The organism is Bradyrhizobium sp. LM2.9 (genome assembly GCF_054056555.1).
This window is the reverse complement of sequence record NZ_JBSRYJ010000002.1, coordinates 1,501,550-1,526,007: the sequence shown is the minus strand read 5'-3', so window position 1 is coordinate 1,526,007 and position 24,458 is coordinate 1,501,550. Positions and strand designations below refer to the sequence as shown.

At 63.6% G+C, this 24,458-nt stretch carries 29 protein-coding genes and 1 pseudogene; 7 read left to right on the top strand and 23 right to left on the bottom strand.

Going from position 1 to position 24,458, the window contains the following annotated elements:
- Window positions 1-15 precede the first annotated feature (15 nt).
- The 6 genes from ACVWW3_RS08575 to ACVWW3_RS08550 form a co-directional block, all read right to left on the bottom strand.
- Window positions 16-660, bottom strand: coding sequence for a DUF47 domain-containing protein (locus ACVWW3_RS08575; RefSeq protein ID WP_354103656.1), 645 nt, complete (start codon window positions 658-660; stop codon window positions 16-18).
- A 158-nt stretch (window positions 661-818) separates the two neighbouring features.
- Complete coding sequence (locus ACVWW3_RS08570; protein ID WP_247446872.1) at window positions 819-1,787, bottom strand: branched-chain amino acid ABC transporter permease; 969 nt, start codon at window positions 1,785-1,787, stop codon at window positions 819-821.
- 1 nt (window position 1,788) lies between these two features.
- Window positions 1,789-2,652 carry a branched-chain amino acid ABC transporter permease gene (locus ACVWW3_RS08565; RefSeq protein WP_247346185.1) on the bottom strand — a complete coding sequence of 288 codons (864 nt, stop codon included), beginning with the start codon at window positions 2,650-2,652 and terminating at the stop codon, window positions 1,789-1,791.
- Window positions 2,653-2,724: 72 nt separating this feature from the next.
- The gene (locus tag ACVWW3_RS08560) at window positions 2,725-3,948 is read right to left on the bottom strand and encodes an ABC transporter substrate-binding protein (protein WP_456650326.1); all 1,224 of its coding nucleotides are present in this window, start codon (window positions 3,946-3,948) and stop codon (window positions 2,725-2,727) included.
- Between the two features lie 89 nt (window positions 3,949-4,037).
- The gene (locus ACVWW3_RS08555; RefSeq protein ID WP_247346178.1) at window positions 4,038-4,784 is read right to left on the bottom strand and encodes an ABC transporter ATP-binding protein; all 747 of its coding nucleotides are present in this window, start codon (window positions 4,782-4,784) and stop codon (window positions 4,038-4,040) included.
- Window positions 4,777-5,532 (bottom strand): ABC transporter ATP-binding protein, encoded by a 756-nt coding sequence (locus tag ACVWW3_RS08550; RefSeq protein WP_247346176.1) that lies wholly within the window; start codon window positions 5,530-5,532, stop codon window positions 4,777-4,779. The genes ACVWW3_RS08555 and ACVWW3_RS08550 overlap by 8 nt, the downstream gene beginning before the upstream one ends.
- A gap of 351 nt (window positions 5,533-5,883) precedes the next feature.
- On the opposite strand from ACVWW3_RS08550, the gene ACVWW3_RS08545 reads away from it, so the two are divergent.
- Window positions 5,884-6,531 carry a hypothetical protein gene (locus ACVWW3_RS08545; RefSeq protein ID WP_456650327.1) on the top strand — a complete coding sequence of 216 codons (648 nt, stop codon included), beginning with the start codon at window positions 5,884-5,886 and terminating at the stop codon, window positions 6,529-6,531.
- 3 nt (window positions 6,532-6,534) lie between these two features.
- Here the strand turns inward: ACVWW3_RS08545 and ACVWW3_RS08540 are convergent, their stop codons facing one another.
- Window positions 6,535-6,894 carry an ArsC family reductase gene (locus ACVWW3_RS08540; RefSeq protein ID WP_456650328.1) on the bottom strand — a complete coding sequence of 120 codons (360 nt, stop codon included), beginning with the start codon at window positions 6,892-6,894 and terminating at the stop codon, window positions 6,535-6,537.
- A 105-nt stretch (window positions 6,895-6,999) separates the two neighbouring features.
- Between ACVWW3_RS08540 and ACVWW3_RS08535 the strand changes: the two genes are divergently transcribed.
- On the top strand, window positions 7,000-7,371 hold the full coding sequence (locus ACVWW3_RS08535; protein WP_456650329.1) for a tRNA-binding protein: 372 nt from the start codon (window positions 7,000-7,002) through the stop codon (window positions 7,369-7,371).
- Here the strand turns inward: ACVWW3_RS08535 and ACVWW3_RS08530 are convergent.
- The 11 genes from ACVWW3_RS08530 to ACVWW3_RS08480 all read right to left on the bottom strand — a co-directional run bounded on the left by ACVWW3_RS08530 (window position 7,368) and on the right by ACVWW3_RS08480 (window position 16,252).
- The gene (locus ACVWW3_RS08530) at window positions 7,368-8,078 is read right to left on the bottom strand and encodes a glutathione S-transferase family protein (protein WP_456652046.1); all 711 of its coding nucleotides are present in this window, start codon (window positions 8,076-8,078) and stop codon (window positions 7,368-7,370) included. The two genes, ACVWW3_RS08535 and ACVWW3_RS08530, sit on opposite strands and share 4 nt — an antisense overlap.
- A gap of 100 nt (window positions 8,079-8,178) precedes the next feature.
- The gene (locus tag ACVWW3_RS08525) at window positions 8,179-8,421 is read right to left on the bottom strand and encodes a hypothetical protein (protein ID WP_456650330.1); all 243 of its coding nucleotides are present in this window, start codon (window positions 8,419-8,421) and stop codon (window positions 8,179-8,181) included.
- A gap of 16 nt (window positions 8,422-8,437) precedes the next feature.
- Window positions 8,438-9,100: a DUF429 domain-containing protein gene (locus ACVWW3_RS08520; RefSeq protein WP_456650331.1), complete on the bottom strand. Its 663-nt coding sequence runs from the start codon at window positions 9,098-9,100 to the stop codon at window positions 8,438-8,440.
- Between the two features lie 31 nt (window positions 9,101-9,131).
- Complete coding sequence (locus ACVWW3_RS08515) at window positions 9,132-9,479, bottom strand: carboxymuconolactone decarboxylase family protein (protein ID WP_354103661.1); 348 nt, start codon at window positions 9,477-9,479, stop codon at window positions 9,132-9,134.
- A gap of 3 nt (window positions 9,480-9,482) precedes the next feature.
- A complete protein-coding gene (locus ACVWW3_RS08510) occupies window positions 9,483-10,004 on the bottom strand; it encodes an RNA polymerase sigma factor (protein ID WP_456650332.1) in 522 nt (173 codons plus the stop codon).
- Window positions 10,001-10,210: a YgaP family membrane protein gene (locus tag ACVWW3_RS08505; RefSeq protein WP_456650333.1), complete on the bottom strand. Its 210-nt coding sequence runs from the start codon at window positions 10,208-10,210 to the stop codon at window positions 10,001-10,003. The genes ACVWW3_RS08510 and ACVWW3_RS08505 overlap by 4 nt, the downstream gene beginning before the upstream one ends.
- A gap of 98 nt (window positions 10,211-10,308) precedes the next feature.
- On the bottom strand, window positions 10,309-11,493 hold the full coding sequence (locus ACVWW3_RS08500) for a serine hydrolase domain-containing protein (RefSeq protein WP_456650334.1): 1,185 nt from the start codon (window positions 11,491-11,493) through the stop codon (window positions 10,309-10,311).
- Window positions 11,494-11,568: 75 nt separating this feature from the next.
- Window positions 11,569-12,261: a GNAT family N-acetyltransferase gene (locus ACVWW3_RS08495; protein ID WP_456650335.1), complete on the bottom strand. Its 693-nt coding sequence runs from the start codon at window positions 12,259-12,261 to the stop codon at window positions 11,569-11,571.
- A 4-nt stretch (window positions 12,262-12,265) separates the two neighbouring features.
- Entirely contained in the window at window positions 12,266-12,613 is a 348-nt protein-coding gene (locus ACVWW3_RS08490) for a Lin0512 family protein (protein WP_247346143.1), read from the bottom strand.
- 38 nt (window positions 12,614-12,651) lie between these two features.
- On the bottom strand, window positions 12,652-14,478 hold the full coding sequence (locus ACVWW3_RS08485; protein ID WP_456662753.1) for a chloride channel protein: 1,827 nt from the start codon (window positions 14,476-14,478) through the stop codon (window positions 12,652-12,654).
- A 118-nt stretch (window positions 14,479-14,596) separates the two neighbouring features.
- Complete coding sequence (locus ACVWW3_RS08480) at window positions 14,597-16,252, bottom strand: acetolactate synthase large subunit (protein WP_247346137.1); 1,656 nt, start codon at window positions 16,250-16,252, stop codon at window positions 14,597-14,599.
- Window positions 16,253-17,296: 1,044 nt separating this feature from the next.
- Between ACVWW3_RS08480 and ACVWW3_RS08475 the strand changes: the two genes are divergently transcribed.
- Window positions 17,297-17,650: an MmcQ/YjbR family DNA-binding protein gene (locus tag ACVWW3_RS08475; protein ID WP_354046851.1), complete on the top strand. Its 354-nt coding sequence runs from the start codon at window positions 17,297-17,299 to the stop codon at window positions 17,648-17,650.
- Window positions 17,651-17,676: 26 nt separating this feature from the next.
- Here the strand turns inward: ACVWW3_RS08475 and ACVWW3_RS08470 are convergent, their stop codons facing one another.
- Window positions 17,677-18,144: a MarR family winged helix-turn-helix transcriptional regulator gene (locus ACVWW3_RS08470; RefSeq protein ID WP_456650336.1), complete on the bottom strand. Its 468-nt coding sequence runs from the start codon at window positions 18,142-18,144 to the stop codon at window positions 17,677-17,679.
- Between the two features lie 148 nt (window positions 18,145-18,292).
- Here ACVWW3_RS08470 and ACVWW3_RS08465 point away from each other — a divergent pair, with 148 nt between their 5' ends.
- The 4 genes and pseudogenes from ACVWW3_RS08465 to ACVWW3_RS08450 all read left to right on the top strand — a co-directional run bounded on the left by ACVWW3_RS08465 (window position 18,293) and on the right by ACVWW3_RS08450 (window position 20,556).
- The gene (locus tag ACVWW3_RS08465; RefSeq protein ID WP_456650337.1) at window positions 18,293-18,694 is read left to right on the top strand and encodes an Ohr family peroxiredoxin; all 402 of its coding nucleotides are present in this window, start codon (window positions 18,293-18,295) and stop codon (window positions 18,692-18,694) included.
- A gap of 77 nt (window positions 18,695-18,771) precedes the next feature.
- A complete protein-coding gene (locus tag ACVWW3_RS08460) occupies window positions 18,772-19,185 on the top strand; it encodes a cupin domain-containing protein (protein WP_456650338.1) in 414 nt (137 codons plus the stop codon).
- Between the two features lie 53 nt (window positions 19,186-19,238).
- Window positions 19,239-20,112 (top strand): annotated as a pseudogene (locus tag ACVWW3_RS08455) (bifunctional helix-turn-helix transcriptional regulator/GNAT family N-acetyltransferase).
- Between the two features lie 57 nt (window positions 20,113-20,169).
- Entirely contained in the window at window positions 20,170-20,556 is a 387-nt protein-coding gene (locus tag ACVWW3_RS08450) for an ester cyclase (RefSeq protein WP_456650340.1), read from the top strand.
- A gap of 22 nt (window positions 20,557-20,578) precedes the next feature.
- On the opposite strand, the gene ACVWW3_RS08445 is transcribed toward ACVWW3_RS08450, so the two are convergent.
- From ACVWW3_RS08445 to ACVWW3_RS08430, 4 genes are all read right to left on the bottom strand, one after another.
- On the bottom strand, window positions 20,579-21,799 hold the full coding sequence (locus tag ACVWW3_RS08445) for an MFS transporter (protein WP_247446856.1): 1,221 nt from the start codon (window positions 21,797-21,799) through the stop codon (window positions 20,579-20,581).
- A gap of 114 nt (window positions 21,800-21,913) precedes the next feature.
- Window positions 21,914-22,930 (bottom strand): alpha/beta hydrolase family protein, encoded by a 1,017-nt coding sequence (locus ACVWW3_RS08440; protein WP_247446854.1) that lies wholly within the window; start codon window positions 22,928-22,930, stop codon window positions 21,914-21,916.
- A gap of 187 nt (window positions 22,931-23,117) precedes the next feature.
- Window positions 23,118-23,708 (bottom strand): DUF308 domain-containing protein, encoded by a 591-nt coding sequence (locus ACVWW3_RS08435; protein WP_247446853.1) that lies wholly within the window; start codon window positions 23,706-23,708, stop codon window positions 23,118-23,120.
- Between the two features lie 96 nt (window positions 23,709-23,804).
- Window positions 23,805-24,389 (bottom strand): TetR/AcrR family transcriptional regulator, encoded by a 585-nt coding sequence (locus tag ACVWW3_RS08430; RefSeq protein ID WP_247446852.1) that lies wholly within the window; start codon window positions 24,387-24,389, stop codon window positions 23,805-23,807.
- Window positions 24,390-24,458 lie beyond the last annotated feature (69 nt).

Below are 24,458 nucleotides of genomic sequence, written 5' to 3'. Positions count from 1 at the left end.
CGCGCGGCCCCTGCCCTAAACTTGCTCGATGACGATGCTGTTGATCTCGTTCGCGACGTCGTCGAAGCGGTCGGCGACTTTCTCGAGATGGTCGTAGATCTCCGCGCCGACGATGAAATCCATCGCGTTGCCGTCGCGATGCTTGAGGAATAGTTCCTTCAGCCCGATATCCTGGAGATCGTCGACGCGCCCCTCGAGCTTGGTCAATTCTTCCGTGATCGCAGTCAGCATGGCCACGTTCTGACCGATCGCCTGCATCAGCGGCAACGCGCGACCGACCAGATTGGCGCATTCCACCAAGAGCACGCCGATCTCGCGCATCGGCGGCTCGAAGATGCGAACCTCGAACAGCATCACGGCCTTGGCGGTCTGCTGCATCTGGTCGATGGCGTCGTCCATCGAGGTGATCAGGTTCTTGATGTCGCCGCGGTCGAACGGGGTGATGAAGGTGCGGCGCACCGCCGTCAGCACCTCGCGGGTGATGTTGTCGGCATCGTTCTCGAACTGGTTGACGCGCTGGCAATAGACCGGCGTCTCCGCGCCCCCGTTGAGCATGCCCTGGAGCGCGATCGAGCCCTGAATCACGGTCTGGGCGTGGCGGTCGAACAGGTCGAAGAACCGTTCTTCCTTGGGCAGGAAAGCGCGAAACAATCGCATCATGGGGGAGAGACTACCGGTTGGATAATGGCCTAGCCCAAGCGGGCCGTCATGAAACTGTCATAGACCATTTTCGATCCACGCGCGTGCCACCTCACGCCCGTGGAGTCGGATCATCCACCGCTTTCGCGCGCCAACGATTTTTCTGCTACATCAATGGCTTACAGCGAACGCCGGAGGTAATGCGCGATTTCGCCGATGACGCCACGGCGGAAGGTGAGCACACAGATCACGAAGATCGAGCCCTGGATCACCGTCACCCACTGGCCGAAGCTCGCCAGATATTGCTGCATGGCGATGATCGCGAAGGCACCGACCACGGGCCCGAAGATGGTCCCGAGCCCGCCGACCAGCGTCATCAGCACCACCTCGCCGGACATCGACCAGTGCACGTCGGTGAGCGAAGCGTTCTGCGCCACGAACACCTTCAGCGATCCCGCAAAGCCGGCGAGCGTGCCCGACAGGACGAAAGCCAGGAACTTGTACTGATCGGTCCGGTAACCGAGCGAGATCGCGCGCGGCTCGTTCTCACGGATCGCCTTCAGGACTTCGCCGAAAGGCGAATTGATGATGCGGTAGATCAGCAGGAAGCCGGCGAGGAAGCCGACCAGCACCACGTAGTAGAGCACGGTCGGCTTGGTCAGATCGAACACGCCGAACATGCGGCCCTGCGGGATGCCCTGGATGCCGTCCTCACCATGGGTGAACGGCGCCTGGAGGTAGATGAAGTACAGCAGCTGCGACAGCGCCAGCGTGATCATCGAGAAATAGATGCCCTGGCGGCGGATCGAGATGAAGCCGGTGATGAGCGAGAGCCCGAACGCCGCGGCAATGCCGACGAGGATGCCGAGTTCCGGCGGCAACGCCCACACTTTCAGCGCGTGCGCGCTGCAATAGCCGGCGGTGCCCATGAACATCGCGTGGCCGAACGAGAGCAGGCCGCCATAGCCGATCAGGAGATTGAATGCACAGGCCAGCAGCGCGAAGCACAGCGCCTGCATCACGAAGAACGGATAGATGCCGCTGAATGGCACCGCAGCCAGCAGCAGCGCCATCACCACGAACACGATCATCTCGTCGCGGATCGCGCGCGGGGGCGCCGGCAGTGTGTCGTCCGTCAAGGCTGTCATATCAGGCCGCCCTTCCCGTCAATCCCGTTGGCTTCACCAAGAGCACCAGCACCATCAGCACGAACACGACGGTGTTGGAGGCCTCGGGGTAGAAATACTTGGTCATGCCCTCGATCACACCGAGCGCGAAGCCGGTGATGATGGAGCCCATGATCGATCCCATGCCGCCGATCACGACCACCGCGAACACGACGATGATGAGGTCGGCTCCCATCAGCGGCCGCACCTGGTTGATCGGCGCCGACAGCACGCCGGCGAGCGCGGCAAGGCCGACACCGAGGCCGTAGGTCAGCGTGATCATGCGCGGCACGTTGACGCCGAAGGCGCGCACCAGCGTCGGGTTTTCGGTGGCTGCACGCAAATAAGCGCCGAGCCGTGTCTTCTCGATCAGGAACCAGGTCGCGATGCAGACCACCAGCGAGAAGATGACGACCCAGCCGCGATAGACGGGCAGGAACATGAATCCGAGATTCATGCCGCCCTTGAGCTGGTCCGGAATGGCGTAAGGCAGGCCGGAGGAGCCGAAGTAGTTCTGGAACACGCCCTGCACAATCAGCGCAATGCCGAAGGTCAGAAGCAGACCGTAGAGATGATCCAGCCCGGTCAGCCATTGCAGCATGGTCCGCTCCAGGATCATGCCGAAGATGCCGACGATGATCGGCGCAAGCAGCAACGCCCACCAGTAGTTGATGCCGCCGAGGTTCAGCAGGAAATAGGCAGCGAACGCGCCCATCATGTAGACCGCACCATGGGCGAAATTGATGATGTTGAGCATGCCGAAGATCACGGCAAGCCCGAGACTGAGCAGCGCGTAGAACGAGCCGTTGATCAGTCCCACCAGTAGCTGAGCGTAAAGAGCCTGCATCGATCCCGCACCCGGTCCCTTCGGCGTTCCCTGAAAGTCGCCCGCAGGCCTGATGGCCTGCGGGCGGTTATCTTACTTCTTCAAGAGCGCGCACTTGCTCTCGGACAGCGGCGTGAAGGCCTGGTCGCCCGGCACCGTGCCGACCAGCTTGTAGAAGTCCCATGGTCCCTTGGACTCGGAGGGCTTCTTCACCTCGAACAGATAGGCATTGTGGATGGTGCGCCCGTTGGGCTGGATCTCGCCCTTGCCGAACAGATCGTCTTCCGTCGGCATCGACTTCATCTTCTCGACGACCTTGGCGCCGTCATGCGGGTTGCCGCCGAGCGCTTCCAGTGCCTTGAAATAGTGACGCACGCCCGCATAGACGCCAGCCTGCACCATGGTCGGCGGCGCGTTGCTCTTCATCTTCTCGGCGAAGCGCTTGGAGAACGCCCGGGTCTGGTCGTTCATGTCCCAGTAGAAGGTCTCGGTGAAGTTGAGGCCCTGCGCGGTCTCGAGCCCGATCGCCTTGACGTCGGTGAGGAACAGCAGCAGCGCCGCGAGCTTCTGACCGCCCTTGACGATGCCGAACTCGGCCGCCTGCTTGATCGTGTTGGTGGTGTCGCCGCCGGCATTGGCAAGGCCGATGATCTTGGCCTTGGAGGCCTGCGCCTGGAGCAGGAAGGACGAGAAGTCCGGCGTGTTCAGCGGATGCTTGACGCTGCCGACCACCTTGCCGCCATTGGCGGTGATGACCGCAGTGGTGTCGCGCTCCAGCGCCGCGCCGAAGGCGTAGTCCGCGGTCAGGAAGAACCAGGTGTCGCCACCGGCCTTCACCAGCGCCTGGCCGGTGGTATGCGCCAGCATGTAAGTGTCGTAGGTCCAGTGCACGGTATTGGGCGAGCACTGCGCGTTGGTGAGGTCGGAGGTCGCCGCACCCGAGTTGATGTAGACGCCGTTCTTCTCCTTGACGACGTTGTTGACGGCCAGCGCCACGCCGGAATTCGGCACGTCGACGATGATGTCGACCTTGTCGACGTCGAACCATTGCCGCGCGATCGCGGTGCCGATGTCGGGCTTGTTCTGGTGATCGCCCGAGATGAGGTCGATCTTCCAGCCCTTCGCAGCCAGGCCGGAATCTTCAATGGCCATCTGCGCGGCGAGCGTCGAGCCCGGTCCGCCGAGGTCGGCGTAGAGCCCGGACTGATCGGACAGCGCGCCGATCTTGACGGTCTTGTCCTGCGCGGACGCGACGCCCGTTACGGCGAAGGTGAGCGCGGTGGTCAGCAGCAATGACGCAATCGACATGGTCTTCATGCAACTTTCCTTTTGAATTTTCTCGTTCGCAGTTCTTTTGTTGAGCATGATCTTTCGGAAAACCGCTACACACTTTTCCGGATCATGCTTTAAACGCCGAGATAGGTGTGGAGCTTGTCCATGTTGGCGGCAAGCTCCGCATTGGAAAATCCGTCAATGATCTTGCCGTGCTCGACCACGTAATAGCGGTCGGCGACGGTGGATGCGAAGCGGAAGTTCTGCTCGACCAGGAGGATCGTAAAACCCTCCTTCTTGAGCCGCGCAATGGTGTGGCCGATCTGCTGGATGATGACGGGCGCGAGACCCTCGGTCGGCTCGTCCAGCATCAGGAAGTTCGCGCCGGTGCGCAGAATGCGCGCGATCGCGAGCATCTGCTGCTCGCCGCCGGAGAGTTTGGTTCCCTGGCTGTTGAGCCGTTCCTTCAGGTTCGGAAACAGATCGAAGATCTGCTCGAGCGGCAATCCCCCTGGGCGCACCACCGGCGGCAGCATCAGGTTCTCCCGCACGTCGAGGCTGGAGAATATCCCCCGCTCTTCTGGACAGAACGCGATGCCCATGCGCGCGATCTTGTCCGAGGTCGTGCGGATGATGTCCTGGTTGTTGAACTTCACCGAGCCGGTACGCTTGCCGATGATGCCCATGATCGACTTCAGCGTGGTGGTCTTGCCGGCGCCGTTGCGCCCGAGCAGCGTGACGACCTCGCCTGCATTCACGTCGAAATTGATCCCGTGCAGGATGTGGGACTCGCCGTACCAGGCTTCCAGGTTGCGGACCTGAAGGATGTTGCCGCCGCTTGCGGTCTTTGCGGGAGCTTGCGCGGTTGCAGTCTCAACCATGACCGGCTCCCAGATAGGCTTCCTTGACGCGTTCGTCCTTGGTGAGTTCGCTGTAATGGCCTTGCGCGAGCACCTGCCCGCGCGTCAGCACGGTGATGATGTCGGAGAGGTTGGCCACGACGCTCAGATTATGCTCGACCATCAGGATGGTATACTTCGCGGAGATGCGCTTGATCAGCGCGGCGATCTTGTCGATGTCCTCGTGGCCCATGCCGGCCATCGGCTCGTCCAGCAGCATCATCTCGGGGTCGAGTGCAAGCGTGGTTGCGATCTCCAGTGCGCGCTTGCGCCCGTAGGGCATCTCGACCGCGGGCGTATTGGCGAACTCGCTGAGGCCGACATCGTTCAACAATTCGCGCGCGCGATCGTTGAATTGGTTGAGCACGGACTTGGAGCGCCAGAAATCGAAGGAGCTGCCGTGCTGGCGCTGAAGCGCGACGCGGACATTTTCCAGCGCGGTGAGATGCGGAAATACCGCCGAGATCTGGAACGAACGAACCAGCCCCAGGCGAGCCACGTCGGCGGGCGCCATCGTGGTGATGTCCTGCCCCTTGTACAGGATTTTTCCGGCAGACGGCTTGAGGAACTTGGTCAAAAGATTGAAGCACGTCGTCTTGCCGGCGCCGTTGGGGCCGATCAACGCGTGAATGCTCCCACGGCGAACCTTGAGCGCAACGTCGCGGACGGCGAAGAAGCCCGCGAACTCCTTGGTCAAGCCTTCCGTTTCGAGAATGAACTCATCGGCCAAACAGTTTTCCCCCTGCCCGCGCAACACGCGTGGCTATCCTTGTTGCTTCGGTTTCCGGAGGCCTTTTTCCGGAGGCCTTGGAGCCTCTCCGGAACGCCGCCTCCGGGCGCGGAATATGCCGGAGGTGACGGGGGTTAGGCAAGGCGGAAAGCTGAGCAGGTCAGGCCTCCGGCCGGGAGACTTATGCTCCCTTAGTCGGACGTGTTTTGATGTCGCCTGCCCAGCCTCCCGGTCGCAAGGCGCCGGTCATCAAGCCGTCGTTAACGGTCTTTCGGTCCATGCGCCAGCCTTCATAGAAAATTTTCCCGCAACCAGGATCATGCGCGGGTTTTATACGTCGGGAATATTATCGTGGATTTTGCAAGCGCCGCTCCTTCTGTGGTGAAGTCGATCAGGCAGCGTGATCTCCTGAACACGTGGCTGCGGCTTTATGCGCGCGAGCAGATGGCCCCGGCGATCTGGGAGTACCAGCCCGAGCGGCTCGAAGAAGAGCTCTCCGATCTCATCTATTATACGGTCGACATTTCGGCGCCGAAGCCGCGCCTGACCATCCAGAGCGAAGGTACGCGCATCTCGCGCGCCTATGGACACACGGGCAAGGGCGTTCTGCTCGACGACTATATCGGGCCGCGACTCGTGCCCTTTGTGATGCCGGTCTATTATGAATGCGTGGCGCGCGGCCTGCCCGTCTACAGCGTTGCCGACGTCGACGACATTTACGGGCGGATCGTCGCCTATGAGCGCTTGCTGCTGCCGTTCCAGGTCGACGGCAATATCTGTCACATCATCGCATCGCTCAAGACCTTCTGCGAGGATGGCGGCTTCGAGATCAAGAACCTGATGCGCGGAAATGACGCGCTGCCGCGCCCGAGATCGCGCGCGGTGATCGACCGCGACCTGTTCCATCGCGCTCCCGGCCGCATCGCGCCCGCCGAACTGGTCGAGTTCGCGGACCAGTCGGGCTCCGGTGCCACCACCGCGATCATCGAGCTGAACTAGCCGTCAGCGCGATTTGGCGCCGAAATCCTTGGCGTAGATCTCCGGCTTGAAGCCGACCAGCACCTTGCCGCCAATTTCCAGCACCGGCCGCTTGATCATCGATGGTTGCGCTAGCATCAACGCCAGCGCCTTCTTCTCGCTCAAGCCTTCCTTGTCGGCATCGGGAAGCTTCCTGAAGGTCGTCCCGGCGCGATTGAGCAGCGTCTCCCAGCCGACCTTGTCGCTCCACTGCTTGAGCTTGTCATTCTCCACCCCCTCCGTCTTGTAGTCGTGAAACGTGTAAGTCACGCCATGGGTGTCGAGCCAGGCGCGCGCCTTCTTCATGGTGTCGCAGTTCTTGATGCCGTAGATGATGTTGGGCAAGACGTTCCTCGCGCATGCGTCGTATCGTGATCCCCAAGCGTTGTACGCAACTCCGGTTCGCGCGACAATATTGCGAACGACGCCAGCTCTCCGAACGGACACTCCATGCACGTCACCCACGATCCAGCCGCGACCGCGTCGCCGACCATCGACTTCAACAGCTTCCTCGCGGTCGATATTCGCGTCGGCACCATCGTCGATGCAAAGCCGTTCCCGGAGGCGCGCAAGCCGGCCTGGCGTCTGTGGATCGACTTCGGTCCCGCGATTGGCGTGCGCAAGAGCTCGGCGCAGATCACCGAAAACCATCCGCTTGAGACGCTGATCGGCCAACAGGTCGCGGCCGTCGTCAATTTCCCGCCGCGCCAGATCGGCCCTGTTGTCTCGGAGGTACTGACGCTCGGTTTCCCCGATGCCGAGGGCAAGGTCGTGCTGGTGCAGCCGAGCAAGCCCGTACCGAACGGCGGACGGCTGTTCTAGCCTCCAGGCCGCTTCGGAATATTCAGCCCGCTCTGGACGGCCGGACGCGCGAGGCCGCGTTCGAGCCAGGCGCCCACCGACTTGAACTGGCTGAATTCGACGAGATCGCCGGCGCCGTAGAACCCGACGAGGTTGCGCACCCAGCCGAGCATGGAGATGTCGGCGATGGTGTAGTCGTCATCCATGAACCATTGCCGGCCGGTAAGATGCGTCTCCATCACGCCGAGCAGGCGCTTGGCCTCGCCCACGTAGCGCTCGAGCGGCCGCTTGTCCTCGAAATCCTTGCCGGCGAATTTGTGGAAAAAGCCGACCTGGCCGAACATCGGCCCGATGCCGCCCATCTGGAAATGCAGCCACGCGAGCGTCTGGTAACGGCGCGCCGCATCCTGCGGCAGCAGCTTGCCGGTCTTCTCCGCGAGGTACTGCAGGATCGCCCCGGACTCGAACAGCGGCAGCGGCCTACCGCCGGGACCGTTCGGATCGAGGATCGCCGGGATCTTGCCGTTCGGATTAAGCGAGAGGAATTCCGCCGTCTTCTGATCGTCTTTGCCGAAATCGACGAGGTGGACTTCGTAAGGAAGCCCGATCTCTTCCAGCATGATCGAGACCTTGACGCCGTTCGGCGTCGGCAGCGAATAAAGCTGGAGCAACTCCGGGTGCTTGGCTGGCCAGCGCTTGGTGATGGGAAAGGCGGACAGATCGGACATCGGGACCCCGGCTTCGTTCATGAGACGCCGCCTAATCTAGGCGAGCGGACGAACGACGCAAGGTCGAGTGCTCAGATCGATTTCCCGCACCGGGATCAGGTCACAATGGCCGTAGCAAATGGCTGGTGGCGTAAGTCATATCGCGCTGTACGCGCTGCTCGATGAAGCGCTGCCCGGTAACGAGCAGCGCTCCGGTGAAAACAAGCGCGAGCATCGCGGTCGCGAACTGACTGGTATCATTCATCGCACGAGCTTCTCTCACACCGGTTCGCACAGGGAACGCGGGCGGACCATCGACAGTTCCTGCAGGCTTCAAATAAATTGCCGCTTTTTCCCGGTTCATGAGCCGGCTGCCCACCTCAATAGTTGATCTCCATCCGCAGCCCGTGCGGGTCCTCCTCCCCGCCGACACGTTGCGTGCTGTCGCGTGCCGCGACGGTGCAAGCACAGGCGTCGATAAGATCGTCGCGGCCGATGCCGGTGCCGTGACGTTGGGTCAACCATTTCGGCAGGCGCGTGAAGCCGCGTTGCGCGAGGAGCGCGATGCGCTGCTCACGGCCTTCCGCGGATGTCTTCTTCGCAAGCCGGACACACCCTGCGAGATTCCAGAAGATCAATTCCGGATGCGCTTCGCCGATTGTCGCCTGCCGCGCCGGCGTCATGATCTCGTCGACGTCCCTGATCTTGTCTCTGATATTCCAGAGCTGTGCCGATACGCCCCTGCCCTTGCCTTCGCGCTCCCAATAGTGGCGATTGGCTGCCGCCATGTCGGCGAATGTCCAGAGGTCTCGGCGCGCGCCGAGAAACACGGCGGGACCGACCAGCTCGCGTGCGCGCAAATCGCAGATGCGATAGCCGCTCGGCTTCAATCCGATCGGCATATCGATCATCGCACGCGCGTGCGGCATCGCGAGCAAGCGCGTCAGGCCGGGTGAATAATCGAAGCCATGATCGCCGCTCGCGTCGATCCAGGCAGCGACCCAGCCGAAGCGAAATCCGTCGAGGCCGAGATAGTTGTTCACGCGTACGATCCAGCCGCCGACCCGCGCTCGTTCATCCCGTGCCCTCGCTCCGATGTCGCTCGAACAGGCGCTGCGCCAACAGTGCATGGCCGAGCGTGCCGCCGGCGCGAACAGCCGCCGCAATCAATGCGGCCTCCGCGACTTCCTCGCGCGTTGCACCGGCCTTCGCCGCCTGCGCCGTGTGCACGTCGAGGCAATAGGCGCATTGCGTGGTGAGTGCGACCGCGAGGGAGATCAGCTCGCGATATTTTGGCGGGATCAATCCGTCCTTGCGCTCGACCGCGTGGTTGAACGCAAGGAACGCGCTGGCCTCGACCGGCGCGAGCGCCACGAAGTCCGGGATCGATTTCAGATCGTCAGGGCTTTGATAACAGGTCATGGCTCACCTCGTCAGATATTCGCGCATCAGGGCGCGGGCGCGATGCAGGCGTGCCTTCACGGTTTGCCTTGTCGTATCGAGTGCGACGGCGATTTCGTCGATGGTCATTTCCTTGACGTCGCGCATCAGCGCGACATCGCGGTAGTGCGGCGGCAGCGCCTCGAAGGCTGCCGCGACGTCGAGCCGCAAATCGGCTTCTGGGCGCGACAGCAGCAGCGCCTCCGCCTCTCCGTCGTCAATCGCCGGCGCGAGCCCCGCCTTGCGGGCGAGCCGCAGGCATTCGCGGCGGACCACGCTGAACAGCCAGGCCGAAAACGCGAGCCACGAACGGATCGTGCCGACATGGCGAAACAGGATCCACAGCGCCTCCTGCGTCGCATCCTCGGCATCCGCCGAGTTGCGGCAGGTGGCGCGGGCATAGCGACGGATGTTCGGCTGCGCCGTCTCAAGCAGAGACGCGATCGCCTGGGGATCGCCGAGGCGCGCGGCCTCGAACAGGTTTGGCGAGATCACGGCGGCTCTCACGACACCCCTCCCCTTCCGATGCCGGCCATCGCGCACATCGGACAATAGCCGACCAGGCCGGTCAGCGCGAAGCCGGCGCCGCCGAGCGCAACCAGCCACGCCGCAGCGCCGCTGAAATACGCGAATGCGGCGACCGCCACCGCGACGCCTAAGGCAATCCGCACCGCCTGATGAAGGCCGCCGATGTTCTTCCTGCAAAATGCCATCACATCCTCCGAGATGAGCCGAAGCAAAATGCCCCGACCATCAAGAGAGGGCGCGACGACCCAAAAGGATTCGCGGCACCGTGCAATTTTTTTCGCGCTCAGCGTCCGACGGACTGATAGGCCAGACGCTTGAATTCGAAGAAGAATGGATTCCAGAAACCCATGTAGCGCTGCGTCATCAGTACGCCGGCGGTATTGGCCTGCGGGCAGATCCACCAATGGGTGCCGGCAAGGCCGCCCCACTGGAATTCGCCGGTGGAATTCGGGGGATCGAACGGCGTCGGCGCGAAAGTGACGGCGCCACCGAGGCCAAAGCCCTTGCCGGGGATCGGGCCGAGATTGGCGAAGCGGATGGTCTGGCCGGCGGGCAACTGGTTCGTCATCATCTGCCGCAGCGTCTCCGGCTTCAGCAGCGCATCCGGGCCGGGTAGCAGCGCCCGTACCAAAGCGAGCATGTCGGGCAAGGTCGAGACCAGCCCGCCGCCGCCCGACATCCGCGGGAACTGCCGTCGATAGGCCTGCGGATAAGGCAGATTGTCGGCCCGGGTGAGGCCGGGCTTCATCGGGTCCAGCACGTCGGCACCATTGTACAGCGCGACCAGCCTGCCCTGCTGCCCGTCCGGCACGTGGAAGCCGGTGTCGGTCATGCCGAGCGGCTCGAAGATGCACGCCTTGAAGACGGCGTCGAGCGGCTTGCCGGAGACGACCTCCACGACACGCCCGAGCACGTCGGTCGCAACCGAATATTCCCAGGACGAGCCGGGATGATAGGACAGCGGCAGATCGGCGAGCTGGTCGATCATGCCGGTCAGCGGCGTGAGCGGATTGAGGATGATCGCCTCGTTATAGCCTTTGAACAGCACCGAGCCGGGATCGAAGATGCCGTAGCTGAGGCCGGCCGTATGGGTGAGAAGTTGGCGGACCGTGATCGGGCTCTTGGCTGGCTCGACGTCGGCAAGGCTCGAAGCGCCCGGCTTCAGCACCTTGCGATTGCCGAGTTGCGGCAAGAATTTCTCGACGACATCATCAAGCCCGATGCGGCCTTCCTCGACCAGCAGCATGACCGCGCAGGTGACGAAGATCTTGGTATTGGAAAACGCCCGAAAAATGTGATCGGGCCGCAGCGCGGTACTCGCCTCGCGATCGGCGAAACCGACGCATTGCTGATCGACGACCTCGCGCCCGCGCAGCACCGCCCAGGATGCGCCAGGAATGATCTCCTGATCGACGTAACGCTGCATTGCCGTCCGTGTGGCGGAAAAATCAGGTGTTCTGGCGTCCATGTGCTCCCCCCAATGATGGTTGGGATCGATATAGCGTGAATTCGCCGGATATGAAGCCCGTCCGAACGGCGCAGCTCAGTCCTGTTTCATGAACGCAGTGACGTGCAGGCGGCGCCGAATCCGCATCCCCTGCCGCAGGTACAGCGCGATGGCTGATGAGTTGCTCGAAAACACGTGCAGGAACGGAATTTCGCCGCGTGCCTCGATCTGGCGCGCGACCGCCGCGAGCAGTGCCTGCGCGTAGCCTCGCCCCCGATGATCAGGGTGGACGCAGACGGCCGTCATCTCGACGAAATTGCCCGGCTTCATGCGCTCGCCGGCCATCGCGACCAATTCGCCGCCGGTGCGGATGCCGAGGAACGTGCCGAGCTCGTGCGTGCGTCGCGCGAAGGGACCGGGCTTGGTCAACTCGGTCAGCGCCATCATGGCGGGAACGTCGGCCGCACCCAACCTGACGATCTCGGCGTCGCGAAGCGGGCTGTCGGCGGGCGAGCCGATCATCTGCTCGCAGGGTCCGGCGAGCACGACCTTGAAGCCGGCGGGAACGTCGACCGTATCCGGCGTAAACAGCGCGGCGACCTGCGAGCCGGACAGAAGATCGCCGAGCGCGGCAAAGCTCGCCTCGGACATGTCGACCATGTCGGCAAACGGCGTCATGTCCACGGGGTAGCGCAGCGCGCGCGGGTCCCCTTCGGCCAGATGTTTGTGGCTGGTCGTGAGCGCGCTCCAGATCGGGCGATCCAGCAGCGTCACGTCACCGTCGGACACTGTCTCAATCCTTCTCGAAGCTGACGATGACGGCGGCATTGGCGATGAGGATGGGGTCGTTGCCCTGTTCCGGGGCCGAGGGAATCTCCAGCCCACCCTTGACCGCGTTGACGGTCACCGTGCCGTAAGGCAGCTCCTTGGCGACGGCTTCCTTGTCCACGCTTTCCGGATTAGGCACCGCGATCGTGACGTCGACGAACATGTCGTTCGCGGTCTTGTTGATCATCCGGAAGAAACCGAGGCTCGAATGCCTGATGGCATCCGACACTGCGCGCTTGGCCGCTTTGGTGGCGTCCTTGCCGTGGACGTCCACGCCCATGCCCATCTCGGTGATACAGCGAACGCGAGTCATGCTCATTCCTGTCGGTGCTGGAATTTCGGTGCTGGAATTCAGAGGGGCTGAGCTTCCGCGATCCGCGCCTCCGGCACAAGCGCCTTTTCGCGCAGGAAATATGCGTTGCGGTCCTCCTCCTGCGCATTCACGACCGCGCGAATTCGCAGCAGATCCTTGCGCGCCACCAGACCCACCACACGATGGTTGGCGCGGTCGACCACCGGCAAGCGGCCGATATCCGAGGCGACCATGAGATCGGCGACCCGCCCCAGGACGTCGTCGGGATGTGCCACCACTGCCGACGTATCCGACACGACATCGTCGAGCGTTGCGGCCTGGTGATCGCCCTCGGTGCGCCAGCGCAGCACGTCGGCACGGGTGACCATGCCGGCGAGCCGCCCGTCGGCGGCGACCACCGGATAGGATTTGTGACGGCGCTGATCGGAGGTGAAGAAAGCGACCGCCGCGTCGACAGGCATGTCGACCGGCAGCGTGTCGACATTCGTCACCATGACATCGGCGGCGCGCAGCAGCTCGAATGGATCGATCGCGTATTCGCGCGTGATGTGCTGACCGCGGCGCGCAATCTTCTCGGTCAGGATCGAGCGCTTCAGCAGCAGCACGGTAACCGCATGCGCCGCGCCGGTTGCCGCCAGCAACGGCAGCAGCATGTCGATGTTACCGGTCAGCTCGATCGCGAACATCACGCCTGTCAGCGGCGAGCGCATCGTGCCGCCCATCATCGCGGCCATCCCGACCAGCGCCCAGAACGACGTTCCGCCGGGCAGCACCAGTCCCTCGATCCAGCCGGCCGTGCCGCCGAGGATGAGCAGCGGCGCCAGTACGCCGCCTGACGTACCCGAGCTCAGCGCGATCACCCAGATCGCGGACTTCACCAGCAGCAGCCGGATCGCCTCGTCGCGCGCCATGTGACCCGACAACAGATCGGCGATCACGTCGTAACCGACGCCGAGCGCGCGCGGATCAATGAGTCCGCCGAGGCCAACGGCGAGGCCGCCGAGCATCGGCCACCACATCCAGTGCACCGGTAGATGGTCGAACAGGTCTTCGATCGCGTAGAGCAGCCGCGTCATCAGGCCGGATTGCAGGCCGGCCACGATCCCGACGCCGACCGCAGCTGCCAGTCCCCACCAGGGCAGATCCGGCCGCTCCGCGAACGGAAACAATGGCCCTGTCCCGAACAGCAACGGGCGCCACGCCGCCGAGATCACCGCCCCCGTCACGACAGGCAGGAAGCTGCGCGGCTTCCATTCGAACAGGAGCAGTTCGACTGCGAGCAGGACCGCCGCGATCGGCGTGCCGAAGATCGCCGTCATGCCGGCAGCGGCACCGGCGACCAGCAGCGTCTTGCGCTCGGCTGCGGTGAGATGGAAGCACTGCGCGAAGATCGAGCCGATCGCACCGCCGGTCATGATGATCGGCCCCTCGGCGCCGAACGGACCGCCGCTTCCTATCGACACCGCCGAGGACAGCGGTTTCAGGATCGCGACCTTCGGCTGCATCCGGCTGCCGCCGATCAGGATCGCCTCGATCGCTTCGGGGATGCCGTGGCCGCGGATCTTCTCCGAGCCGAACCGCGCCATCAGCCCGATCACGAGGCCACCGAGCGCCGGCGCCAGCACCATCCAGATTCCCGGATGGGCGTTCGCGAGCGAGACATTCTCGGTGCTGATATGACCGAACCAGACCAGATTGGTCACCAGCGCAATCAGCTTCAGCAGCACCCACGCTGCTCCGGCGCCGAGGCTGCCGACCAGCACCGCCATGCCGATCAGGACCAGCACGCGGCGGTCGGCGGTGAAATCTCCGGGCTTGCCGCGAGGACGCGGGAGGCCGCCGGTAATGTCCACGGTCTGGCGCATGAATTGCTCTTGAAGGATCGATTTGGGAGGGATTCTTGTGCCCGCCAATATATCGTAACACGATATATATCAAGGAATGGCTGCCATGATCCTCCGAGACCATTCGATGGCCTCGGCGCTACTTCTCCCGCGCCCGGAGTTCGTCGACCAGAACCCGCACATTCTCCGAATAATCGATCGGGATCACGACCAGATGCACGCCGCCTTCCTTGAAGGCGGCATCCAGCGTCGGAGCAAAACTGTCGATGCTCTCGATTCTATGTCCCTTCGCCCCATAGGCCTGCGCGTACAGGACGAAATCGGGATTGCCAAAGGTCATGCCGAAATCGGCAAAATGGTCGACGGCCTGTTTCCAGCGGATCATGCCATAGGCGTTGTCCTCGAGCACCAGCACGACCAGGTTGAGCTTGAGGCGGACGGCGGTCTCCATCTCCTGGCTGTTCATCATGAAGCCGCCGTCGCCGGCGACCGCGAGCACGCGGCGGTCAGGATAGAGCATCGCGGCCATCATCGCCGACGGCAGGCCGGCGCCCATCGTCGCCAGCGCGTTGTCGAGCAGCAGCGTGTTGGCGACGCGGGTGCGATAGTTGCGCGCGAACCAGATCTTGTACATGCCGTTGTCGAGCGCGACGATACCGTTCTCCGGAATGACCTGCCGGATGTCGTGCACGATGCGTTGCGGCGTCGGCGGCCAGCGCGCTTCAGTGGCGCGATCGGCGATCCGGCCGAGAATCGTTTCGCGCAGCGGCAGCAGCGCGGCGGCTTGCGGCAGCTTGCCTTCGAGCCGGTCGGCGAGCAGTTCCAGGCTCGGGCCGACGTCGCCGACGACTTCCGCATCCGGAAAATACACCTGCTCGACGCTGGCCGGCGTGTAGCTGACGTGAATCACCTTCGGGCCCGAGGGCCCCATGATGAAGGGCGGCTTCTCGATCGGGTCGTGGCCGATCGCGACGATCAGATCGGCGGCGTCGATCGCGTCATGAACGTAGTCGCGTTCGGACAGCGCGGCAGTGCCCATGTAGAGATTGGTACCGCCCGGCACCGTGCCCTTCCCCATTTGCGTGGTGAAGAACGGAATGCCGGTCCGCCGCACGAAGGTCGCGATGCCGTGCGTCGCGCGCGGCCGGCTGGTCGCAGCGCCCATCATCACCAGCGGGTGCTTCGCAGCCAAAATCATCTCGGCAGCGCGATCGAGCGCGGCGCGATGGGCGACCGGGATCTCGATCGGATGAACCGGGATCATCGGGACATCAGGCACTTCATCGCCCGCGATGTCCTCGGGCAATTCAAGGTGCACCGGCCCCGGCCGCTCCTCCATCGCCACGCGAAACGCATCGCGCACCACAGTCGGGATGCTGGAGGCGCTGATGATCTGCCGCGACAGCTTCGTCAACGGCTTCATGGAGGCAACCACGTCGACGATCTGGAAACGCGCCTGCCGGCTGCTCATGATCGGCTTCTGGCCTGTGATCAAGATCATCGGCATCGCACCAAGATGCGCATACGCCGCGCCCGTCGACAGATTGAGCGCGCCCGGACCGAGCGTCGAAAGACAAACACCGGGCTTTCCGGTCAGCCGCCCGTACGTCGCGGCCATGAAGGCCGCGGCCTGTTCATGGCGGGTCAGGATCAGCTCGATCCTGGAGGTACGGAGCGATTCGACCACATCGAGATTTTCTTCGCCGGGCACGCCGAAGATGCGGTCGACGCCTTCGTTCTCCAGCGCGGCGACAAACAGGTCCGATCCTTTTGCTTTACGCTCCTGCCCACTCATGTCGCCTCCCGGTCACAATGTCGGCTCCCGTGTTCCACGGCAGCGGAGGCATGGTAACGGTCCGCAGCGCAGGCACAACTCACAAAGAGGCGCGCAGCTGCATCATCCCTGTCATCGCGAGCACAGCGAAGCAATCCAGACTGTCGCCGCGGAGAGATCCTGGATGGCTTCGCTGCGCTCGCAATGACGGAGTGTGGCGACAACGCTCCTCCCTCTCGTGTCCCGGACGCGGTGCGGCACGCAGTGACGCTTCGCAGAGCCAAGGAAGCTACGCCCATCGCTGTTGCACAGGCCCCGCCTCCAGCGCACCGCGAAGAGGCGCTGCGCTGCGTCTGGGGCACGACCATCGTTGAAGGACTGGCATGGGCTCGCATCCTCGCGGCATGTTCGCCCGAGCTTTGCTTTGCTTCATCGCCTTGCCCTCTTATGAAAGAGGGCGCAGGGAAGACCGGGTGCCGGCTGGCACCCACGGTCCACTGTGCGAAAGTTGCGCTACGAAAAGCTGCACAGCGGCATACAGGTGAAGCCAAACAACCGGCCTTCCCTGCGCAGCGGTTTTACGGCTTATGCCGTGCTCTCCCCGGGGAGCGATGCACTATTGCCCCCGTCGCCTCACAGATGCGCGGACCCGGTCGGGCCGCCACATCACCGCAAGACTTGACGCACAGACCCCGGGCGTCAGGACGACACGGTTTTGCCGTACGCGAGAGCGCACCGGTCGTGTGCGCGACGCCTTCGCTCACGGTTGCCCGCCCTGCGAAGACCGTTCGCGCCGGTGTGCCCAGCGTCCGCCGCCGCCCGGCCCGCGTTCGTGACGATCGCGATACGCCCCTCTTCCTTGGGCCGGAGTGAGGCGACACATACGTCGTTTCCGAATTTCGGTAAAGTGGAATATTTTTAATGGCCGGCATCGACCAACGGATGGCGTGTTTTGCCGACGGGCAACACAAAGTCTTGTAGCCCGGCGCCCTCACCTCGCCATCAGGCTAATCTCCGTGACGAGGCGGCGTTGCAAGCCGCGTGCGCCGTGCTATCGCTTGGGCGATGACTCCCAAAACCTTCGAAACCCGCTGCCTGCACCTGCCCGCCGTCACCAAGGTGGTACAGTGGGAAGGCACCTCCGTGTTCAAGGTCGGCGGCAAGATGTTCGCACTCGGCGGCGGCTTTGCCGCGCGCTCCGGCGGCTACATGTTCAAGGTCTCGAACATGGCCTATGCCATGCTGATCGAGCACGGCCTCGCGCGGCCGGCGCCGTATCTGGCGCGCGCCAAATGGGTGCAGCTCGTCGGCAACAGCGCACTGTCAGACGCCGAGCTCACAACCTATCTGGCGCAGGCGCACATGCTGATCGTGGCGAAACTTACGCGGAAGTCCCGCAAGGCGCTGGGCCTGGACTGAAGCGCAGGGCGATGGCGCGACGCGCTTCAGGACCTCTCCTCTGCGGGCTTGGTATTGCGCAGCAGATTGTCGCGCAGCGTGCTGACCGTCTTCTGAACCACCGGGAATTCGTCGCCGAGACCGGTCGCCTCGATCACGGAGTCGCCGAGATCCTGCTCGATCAGCTTGCGCCCCGCCGGCGTCAGGTTCAGCAGCACCTGCCGTTCGTCGGCGGGATCGCGGTGGCGGCGAACGTAACCCATCTGCTCGAGCTTCTTCAGGATCGGCGTGAGCGTGTTGGATTCCAGGAACAGCTTTTCGCCGAGCACGCCGACGGTCTGCTCGTCTCCCTCCGACAGCGCCACCATGGCGATGTACTGGGTGTAGGTCAGGCCGACCTTGTCCAGCAGCGGCTTGTAGGCGCGACCGAAGGCCAGATTGGCCGAATAGACCGCAAAGCACAGGAAATTGGATAGTTTTCGGCGCTTGCTGGTGACTTTGGGGTGACGGGCCATTGGGACCTCCGCATTTCGTGATCTCGTTACCAATATAAATCGCATCCGATTAAATCGGAAGAGCTTGACTGCACCAACCAGCAGGTTTATTTCAACTCGCACACGATTAGATTGGATACGCTATAAAATCATTTGAAAGAATGCGATAATGACCTCCGCCACCAAGATCCTCTTCACCGGCAAGACCCACGTCACGTCCGGCGCCGACGGCGCTGCGCGCTCCAGCGACGGTTCCCTCAACATCAAACTGGCCCAGCCGCACCCCGCCGCCGAAAACCTGTTCGCCGCCGCCTGGTCAGCCTGCTATCTGGGCGCGCTCGGGCTCGCCGCGGCCCAGCACAAAGTCAAGCTGCCGAGCGAGCCGTCGGTCGACACCGCGATCGACCTCAACAACGCGGGTGGCGCGTTCTTCCTACGCGCCCGTCTCGACGTCAGCGTCTCCGGCGTCGATCGCGCGGTCGCGCAAGAGTTGATCGAGGCTGCGCATGGCATCTGCCCCTACTCCAAGGCGGTGCACGGCAACATCGAGGTGACCACCACCCTCGTCTGAAACGCCACGACGCGGACCGGCCGAGCATCGGTCGGGCCCGCGGTTGCAGCCAATCCCTTGAACATCAGGAGCCCACCATGGGTCATCGTCTTTTGCCGGCCGTGCGTGTCCTCGCCAGCGCAGTTGTGCTCGCCGCAAATCTTCTCACGCTGGCGGCCGCGGCGCAGCCGACCGGCGTCACGCGCACCGACCTCCAGCGCCACGATCTCAGCGCGCCCGGACGTGAGGCCGTGCAGGTGCGCGTCGACCTCGCCCCTGGCGTGGCATTCGGCCGGCACACCCATCCGGGCGAAGAGATCATCTACGTGCTCGCGGGCGCGATCGAATACGAGGTCGAGGGCAAGCCGCCGGTGACGCTAAAGGCCGGCGACGTGCTGTTCATCCCGGCCGGAACGGTCCATGCAGCCAAGAACGTCGGCCAGGACGCCGCGAGCGAGCTTGCGACCTATATCGTCGCCAAGGACAAGCCGCTGCTGACGCTGGTGAAGTGAGCGCGGCCTGCACTGATTGACGTCGACGATATATCTGACTAAAGTCAGAGATCATGCTCGACCCTGTTTCCCGCGTCCGCCGCTTCAACCGTGCCGTGACCTCCGCCGTCGGCGCACTCGATACGTCATTCCTGGGACGCGGGCGGCCACTGGGGGCGGCGCGCGTGCTCAACGCGATCGGGCACGGGCGGTCGGACGTGGCCGAGATTCGCGACTATCTCGGCCTCGATTCCGGCCTGATGAGCCGCCTGCTCCGCAGCCTCGAGGACGAAGGGCTGGTCGAGACCCTTGCGCATGAAGATGATGCGCGCCGCCGCGTGGCAACGTTGACACGTGCGGGCCGGCGCGAGTTCGCGGCCTATGAGGCGCTGTCGAATACGCAGGCCGAGAGCTTCCTCGCCCAACACTCGCAACGCGAGGCGCTGCTGGCGGCGATGGATTTGATTGCTTCCACATTGATGCGCGAGCGCGTCACGCTGGACGAGATCGATCCGCGCGGCGAAGAGTCCCGTTATTGCCTCGGCGAATACTATGCCGAGCTCGGCCGCCGCTTCAAGCAGGGTTTTGACGTCTCGCTGTCGCGCGATCCTGACGCCAAGGATATGCGTCGCCCGCGCGGCAGCTTCATCGTCGCGATGTCGGACACGCTGCCGATCGGCTGTGTGGGCTTGAAGGGCACGGATCACGGCTATGCCGAGATCAAGCGTCTGTGGGTCGCGCCCGCGGCACGCGGATTGCGGCTCGGCCGGCGCCTGATGGACACGGCTGAGGATGCCGCGCGCGGGCTCGGCATCAGGCTGCTGCGGCTCGACACCAACAGCGCGCTGGCGCGAGGCCGGCCAGCTCTACCGCCGAAGCGGCTGGAGCGAGATCCCGCGCTTCAATGACGACCCCTATCCGGACCTGTTCTTCGAAAAACGTCTGTGAGCGCCGGCGCCGATCGCCCTGTTGCCGCGTTATGGCCGGAGCCGCAGGAGCAACGCCATGACCAGGTCCGACCTCGCCGACATCTACCGCGACTACATCGCCTGCCTGAACCGGCGGGATTGGCCCGCCCTCGGACAGTTCGTCCACAATAACGTCGCCCACAATGCGCGACCGTTCGGACTATCCGGCTATCGTGCCATGCTGGAGCAGGATTTTCGCGCAATTCCGGATCTGCATTTCGACATCGATCTGCTGGTCTGCGATCCGCCGCAAATCGCCGCCCGGCTGAAGTTCGATTGCACGCCGGCTGGAACGTTTCTGGGGCTGGATGTGAACGGCAGGCGCCTGTCCTTTTGCGAAAACGTGTTCTATCAATTTCGTGACGGAAAAATACGGCAAGTGTGGTCCATCATCGACAAGCGCGCGATCGAGGCGCAGCTCTAGCGCTGCGCCTCGATGAACCTGCTTACGCCGCCGCCGGCGCCACCTCCGCTTGAGGCTTCGCGAACGGCCTGAAATTCATCGCCATCAGGAAGGCGCCGAGGCCCATCGCCCAGGAGGCGATGTAGAGCCAGGCGTAGCTCGAGAACGCATCGTAGATCAGGCCGCCCGCGAGCGGGCCCGTGGCCATGCCGAGGCTGCCGGCCATCGCGGTGCCGCCGATCACCGTACCCATCATCTTGAGCGGAAAGTTCTCGCGGATCAGCACCGCGTAGAGCGGCATGGTGCCGGCATAGATGAAGCCGAAGACGGCCCCGACCGCGTAGAACGTCGCAAGCTGATGCGCGAAGACATAGGCGAGTGCACCGAACGCCTGCAACAGCAGACCCGAGACCAGCACGCGCTTGGCACCGAAACGGTCGCCCATCAGGCCGAAGGCGATGCGCCCGCCCATGCCGGCAAAGCCCTCGATGCTGTAGATCGTCACCGCCGCAATCAGCGGAATGCCGCAGCTCACGGCATAGGAGACGGTGTGGATGATCGGGCCGGAATGCGTGGCGCAGCAGAAGAAGTTGGTCGCGAGCAGGATTAAAAATTGCGGCGAGCGCAGCGCCTCCGTCAGCGACATTTCCCCTTGCGGCGCACCCTCGCCCGCAGGCGCGGCCACGGCGTGCGCGAGCGCCGGCGGGGGACGCACCAGGAACGAGACCGGGATCATGATGGCGCCAACCACCAGCGCCACGATCTGCATCGAGGTGCGCCAGTCATGGCCGGAGACGAGCCAGGCCGCGAGCGGCGCCATCGTCATCGGCGCCATGCCCATGCCGGCCGACACCAGCGACACCGCGAGGCTGCGATGGGTGTCGAACCAGCCGGTCACGGTCGCCATCATCGGCGCGAAGATCGCTGCACAGGAGGCCCCGACCAGAAGGCCAAAGACGAACTGAAACGCCAGCAGCGAGGTGGCGTGGCTCGCCGCGAACAGGCTGACGGACAGCACCGCCGAGCCCGTTAGCACCACCGGCCGCGGCCCGAACCTGTCGCTCAGCGTGCCCCAGGCCATGCTGGTACAGGCCATCGCCAGAAAGCCGATCGTCATCGCGCTGGAAATGCCGGTCACCGACCAGCCGGTGTCCTTTGCAATCGGCTGCAAAAACACCGGCAGCGAAAACATGCCGCCGATCGCGACGCAGCCGAGCAAGCCGCCCGCGGCGACGACCACCCAGCGATATGAGGAAGAGTTCATTTTGGTCTCCCGTCAGGTCTGTCTGGGTGGAAGACGAATGGGAACTGCTCGCGCCGACAGCCGGCACCACGGCATCGAGCAATTTTTTCGGGACCGGCCGCGCTCACGCTCCGCTTAGTTCGCCAGTCTCTGCTTCCCGATCCAATCATTGATCAGCTTGGCGACGTCGTCGGAGTTGCGGTCCATCATCATCATGTGGGTGTTGCCCTTGATCCCCATCCTGGGCAGTTCGAACGTATCGACCTTTCCGCCCGCAGCCGCGACCGCTTGCCCCCATTTGGTCGGATTGACCACGAGCTTGGACCACACCGGGACCTTGTCGAGGAAATCACCCCACACGATCAGATGCGGTACGCCCTTGAGTTTCGCAGCATCGGCCTTGGCCGGATCGGGTGCCCCGGACGGCTCGACGGTGATCAGCGCCTTCACCTTGTCCGGCGCATTGAGGGCGGCGGTGAAGCCGAAATTGCCGCCCTGGCTGTGCACCAGGATGATGCACGGGCACACCTTCTGCACCAATGCATCGTAGGCTTTTTGCGTGGCCGCGTCATTGGTGGCCCAGCGCGGAATGCCCTGCTTGGCGAACTGGTCGAACGCCTCGATCGGGAATTGCTCGCCCTCGAATGCCTCGCGCTTGCCGCCGACCTCGTAGCTCGGCCCGATCCGGAACAACTCCCATGCTTCCTTCTTGGGCCGGAAGAACGGCTCGCTCTTGAATATCTCCGGATAGCGCGCCCAGGAGGCGCGGCCGCGCTCCACCGCATCCGAGACGTAGACGTCATAGCCCGCATTCAGGAAGAACTGCTGCCAGCCCGGCTTGCCGTCGGGCTTGGTCTCCCATGTCACCCCCGAAAGGCCGCCGCCGTGCCAGAGCAGCAGCGGCAATTTCGACTTCGGCGCTGCCTGTTTGACGAACTGAACGTACATCTGCTCGACCTCGAACTCGCCGTTCGGATCGACCTTGATCGGCGGCGCGCCTGGAGAGAACACGATCTCCTTGGAAGCAAGACCGCTCAGCGTTTCGGTGTGGCCGCCGACGTGAAAGCTGCCGACTTCCTTGACCAGATAGTCGGCCGCGGCCGGCGTTGCCGCTGCGATGGTCGCCGCCAGCGCGATTGCGATTGTGCGCATGAAGTTTTCCTCCGACTCTTGTTGTTGGCGGCATTGTCGCCAACAAGAATGTCGAAAACAACCCCATGCACAGTAGACGGCCCCTGCGGGATCAATGGCTTACGATGTGCCTCAACTGCAAGACCGCGATTTGACTCGTCGGGCAAAACACCGGCATCATGTCATGATCCCGCCAACGCCGTCGCAATCATCCCTGCTGTGTCCTCTTGACGCTGCGGCGCCACTCGCTGACGGTCAGCCATACCGCCGAGACTAGAAAATAGAGCGCGCCGACCGCAGCATAGCCCGCGACATTCGCGATCGATGGAGACATCGGCGTCGTGGCCTGAAAGATGAAGAAGCCGCCTGCGAGCGCCGACTGGGCCCCGCTGAGCACCATGGCCCATTGCGCGCCAAAACTCCTCCAGCGGCGGATGGCCGTCCCGAGCTGGAGCAGTCCTGACAGGATCGCCCAGGCCCCGAACACTCCGAGCACCCGGTTCATGCTCATCTGCAAGGCAACAAGCACCGCGACGGTGGTCGCCAGGCTGACCACGACGTTCAGAGCCTGCGTGCGGTTTTGAGCGAGCCCGCCGCTGCGCAACGCGTCGACCAAGTTGGCCGCGGCGTCCCATGCCGGGTAGAGCACGAGCAAGGCTCCCGCGATCACCGGAGATGACGGCCCGACGGCAAACGAAGCTCCGACCCAGGCGACCGAGAACGCCGCCCGGATGAAGTAGTAGAACTTCAGCCATCGCTCGCGATCGGCACGAACGATATCCAATTGATGATACGCCATTCCACTCTCCTTTACCTACTAGTTGGTAGTCTTTCGCTAGCAAGGCGCCTCGCCCGGCTTGGCTGCCGGGTGTCGTGGTCGTCTCGCCGATGTCTCTCAATGTCTGGTGGACAGCCGATCCAGCAGCGGGGTGGTGATCACACCGAACATTTTTGGATCGCCATAGGCGCGCGCCGACAGCATCGCGCCGTGAATGGTCGCCATGAAGCCTTCAGCCTCGACCTTGGCTGTGCCGGAGAGTTTGAACCGCCCCTTCCGCTTGCCGCGCTCCATCACCGATGTCAGCCACGAAGCCAGCGAACGGAAGTGCGCACGGACTTCGAGCGCGACTTCCTCCGGCAAGATCGGAAGCTCGCTGGCAAGCAGCGCGCACACGCAGAACGGCGCCGTCGCATCATTGATGCACGCTTCCCAATACGCGGCATAGTTTTTGAGCTGATCGCGCGGATCAGGGACATTGCGCTCGAGCGCCGACAGTCCCGCCTCGGCTTCGGCGCGGTAGCGCGACACGAGGGTGCGGACCAGATCGACCTTGCTGGCGAAATGGTGGTGGATGCTCGGCTTGCGGATGCCGATAACATCGGCCACGTCGGCGTAGCTGAAGCCGTTATAGCCGCCCGCGATGATCAAGGTGCGCGCGCAGGCGAGGATGTCGTCGGCAGTCGAGGAAACATTGGTCATGGCCGATTAGCTACCTTCCAGTTGGTAGGGCGTCAAGAACGGGATGCTTCAACCATCCGTGAGTGGTAG

Bases quoted from the DNA above. Each gene is read 5' to 3' on its own strand.
- ACVWW3_RS08575 (WP_354103656.1), bottom strand. From the start codon at position 660: ATGATGCGATTGTTTCGCGCTTTCCTGCCCAAGGAAGAACGGTTCTTC.
- ACVWW3_RS08570 (WP_247446872.1), bottom strand. From the start codon at position 1,787: ATGACAGCCTTGACGGACGACACACTGCCGGCGCCCCCGCGCGCGATC.
- ACVWW3_RS08565 (WP_247346185.1), bottom strand. From the start codon at position 2,652: ATGCAGGCTCTTTACGCTCAGCTACTGGTGGGACTGATCAACGGCTCG.
- ACVWW3_RS08560 (WP_456650326.1), bottom strand. From the start codon at position 3,948: ATGAAGACCATGTCGATTGCGTCATTGCTGCTGACCACCGCGCTCACC.
- ACVWW3_RS08555 (WP_247346178.1), bottom strand. From the start codon at position 4,784: ATGGTTGAGACTGCAACCGCGCAAGCTCCCGCAAAGACCGCAAGCGGC.
- ACVWW3_RS08535 (WP_456650329.1), top strand. From the start codon at position 7,000: ATGCACGTCACCCACGATCCAGCCGCGACCGCGTCGCCGACCATCGAC.
- ACVWW3_RS08530 (WP_456652046.1), bottom strand. From the start codon at position 8,078: ATGTCCGATCTGTCCGCCTTTCCCATCACCAAGCGCTGGCCAGCCAAG.
- ACVWW3_RS08525 (WP_456650330.1), bottom strand. From the start codon at position 8,421: ATGAACCGGGAAAAAGCGGCAATTTATTTGAAGCCTGCAGGAACTGTC.
- ACVWW3_RS08515 (WP_354103661.1), bottom strand. From the start codon at position 9,479: ATGACCTGTTATCAAAGCCCTGACGATCTGAAATCGATCCCGGACTTC.
- ACVWW3_RS08505 (WP_456650333.1), bottom strand. From the start codon at position 10,210: ATGGCATTTTGCAGGAAGAACATCGGCGGCCTTCATCAGGCGGTGCGG.
- ACVWW3_RS08500 (WP_456650334.1), bottom strand. From the start codon at position 11,493: ATGGACGCCAGAACACCTGATTTTTCCGCCACACGGACGGCAATGCAG.
- ACVWW3_RS08490 (WP_247346143.1), bottom strand. From the start codon at position 12,613: ATGACTCGCGTTCGCTGTATCACCGAGATGGGCATGGGCGTGGACGTC.
- ACVWW3_RS08485 (WP_456662753.1), bottom strand. From the start codon at position 14,478: ATGCGCCAGACCGTGGACATTACCGGCGGCCTCCCGCGTCCTCGCGGC.
- ACVWW3_RS08480 (WP_247346137.1), bottom strand. From the start codon at position 16,252: ATGAGTGGGCAGGAGCGTAAAGCAAAAGGATCGGACCTGTTTGTCGCC.
- ACVWW3_RS08475 (WP_354046851.1), top strand. From the start codon at position 17,297: ATGACTCCCAAAACCTTCGAAACCCGCTGCCTGCACCTGCCCGCCGTC.
- ACVWW3_RS08470 (WP_456650336.1), bottom strand. From the start codon at position 18,144: ATGGCCCGTCACCCCAAAGTCACCAGCAAGCGCCGAAAACTATCCAAT.
- ACVWW3_RS08465 (WP_456650337.1), top strand. From the start codon at position 18,293: ATGACCTCCGCCACCAAGATCCTCTTCACCGGCAAGACCCACGTCACG.
- ACVWW3_RS08460 (WP_456650338.1), top strand. From the start codon at position 18,772: ATGGGTCATCGTCTTTTGCCGGCCGTGCGTGTCCTCGCCAGCGCAGTT.
- ACVWW3_RS08450 (WP_456650340.1), top strand. From the start codon at position 20,170: ATGACCAGGTCCGACCTCGCCGACATCTACCGCGACTACATCGCCTGC.
- ACVWW3_RS08445 (WP_247446856.1), bottom strand. From the start codon at position 21,799: ATGAACTCTTCCTCATATCGCTGGGTGGTCGTCGCCGCGGGCGGCTTG.
- ACVWW3_RS08440 (WP_247446854.1), bottom strand. From the start codon at position 22,930: ATGCGCACAATCGCAATCGCGCTGGCGGCGACCATCGCAGCGGCAACG.
- ACVWW3_RS08435 (WP_247446853.1), bottom strand. From the start codon at position 23,708: ATGGCGTATCATCAATTGGATATCGTTCGTGCCGATCGCGAGCGATGG.
- ACVWW3_RS08430 (WP_247446852.1), bottom strand. From the start codon at position 24,389: ATGACCAATGTTTCCTCGACTGCCGACGACATCCTCGCCTGCGCGCGC.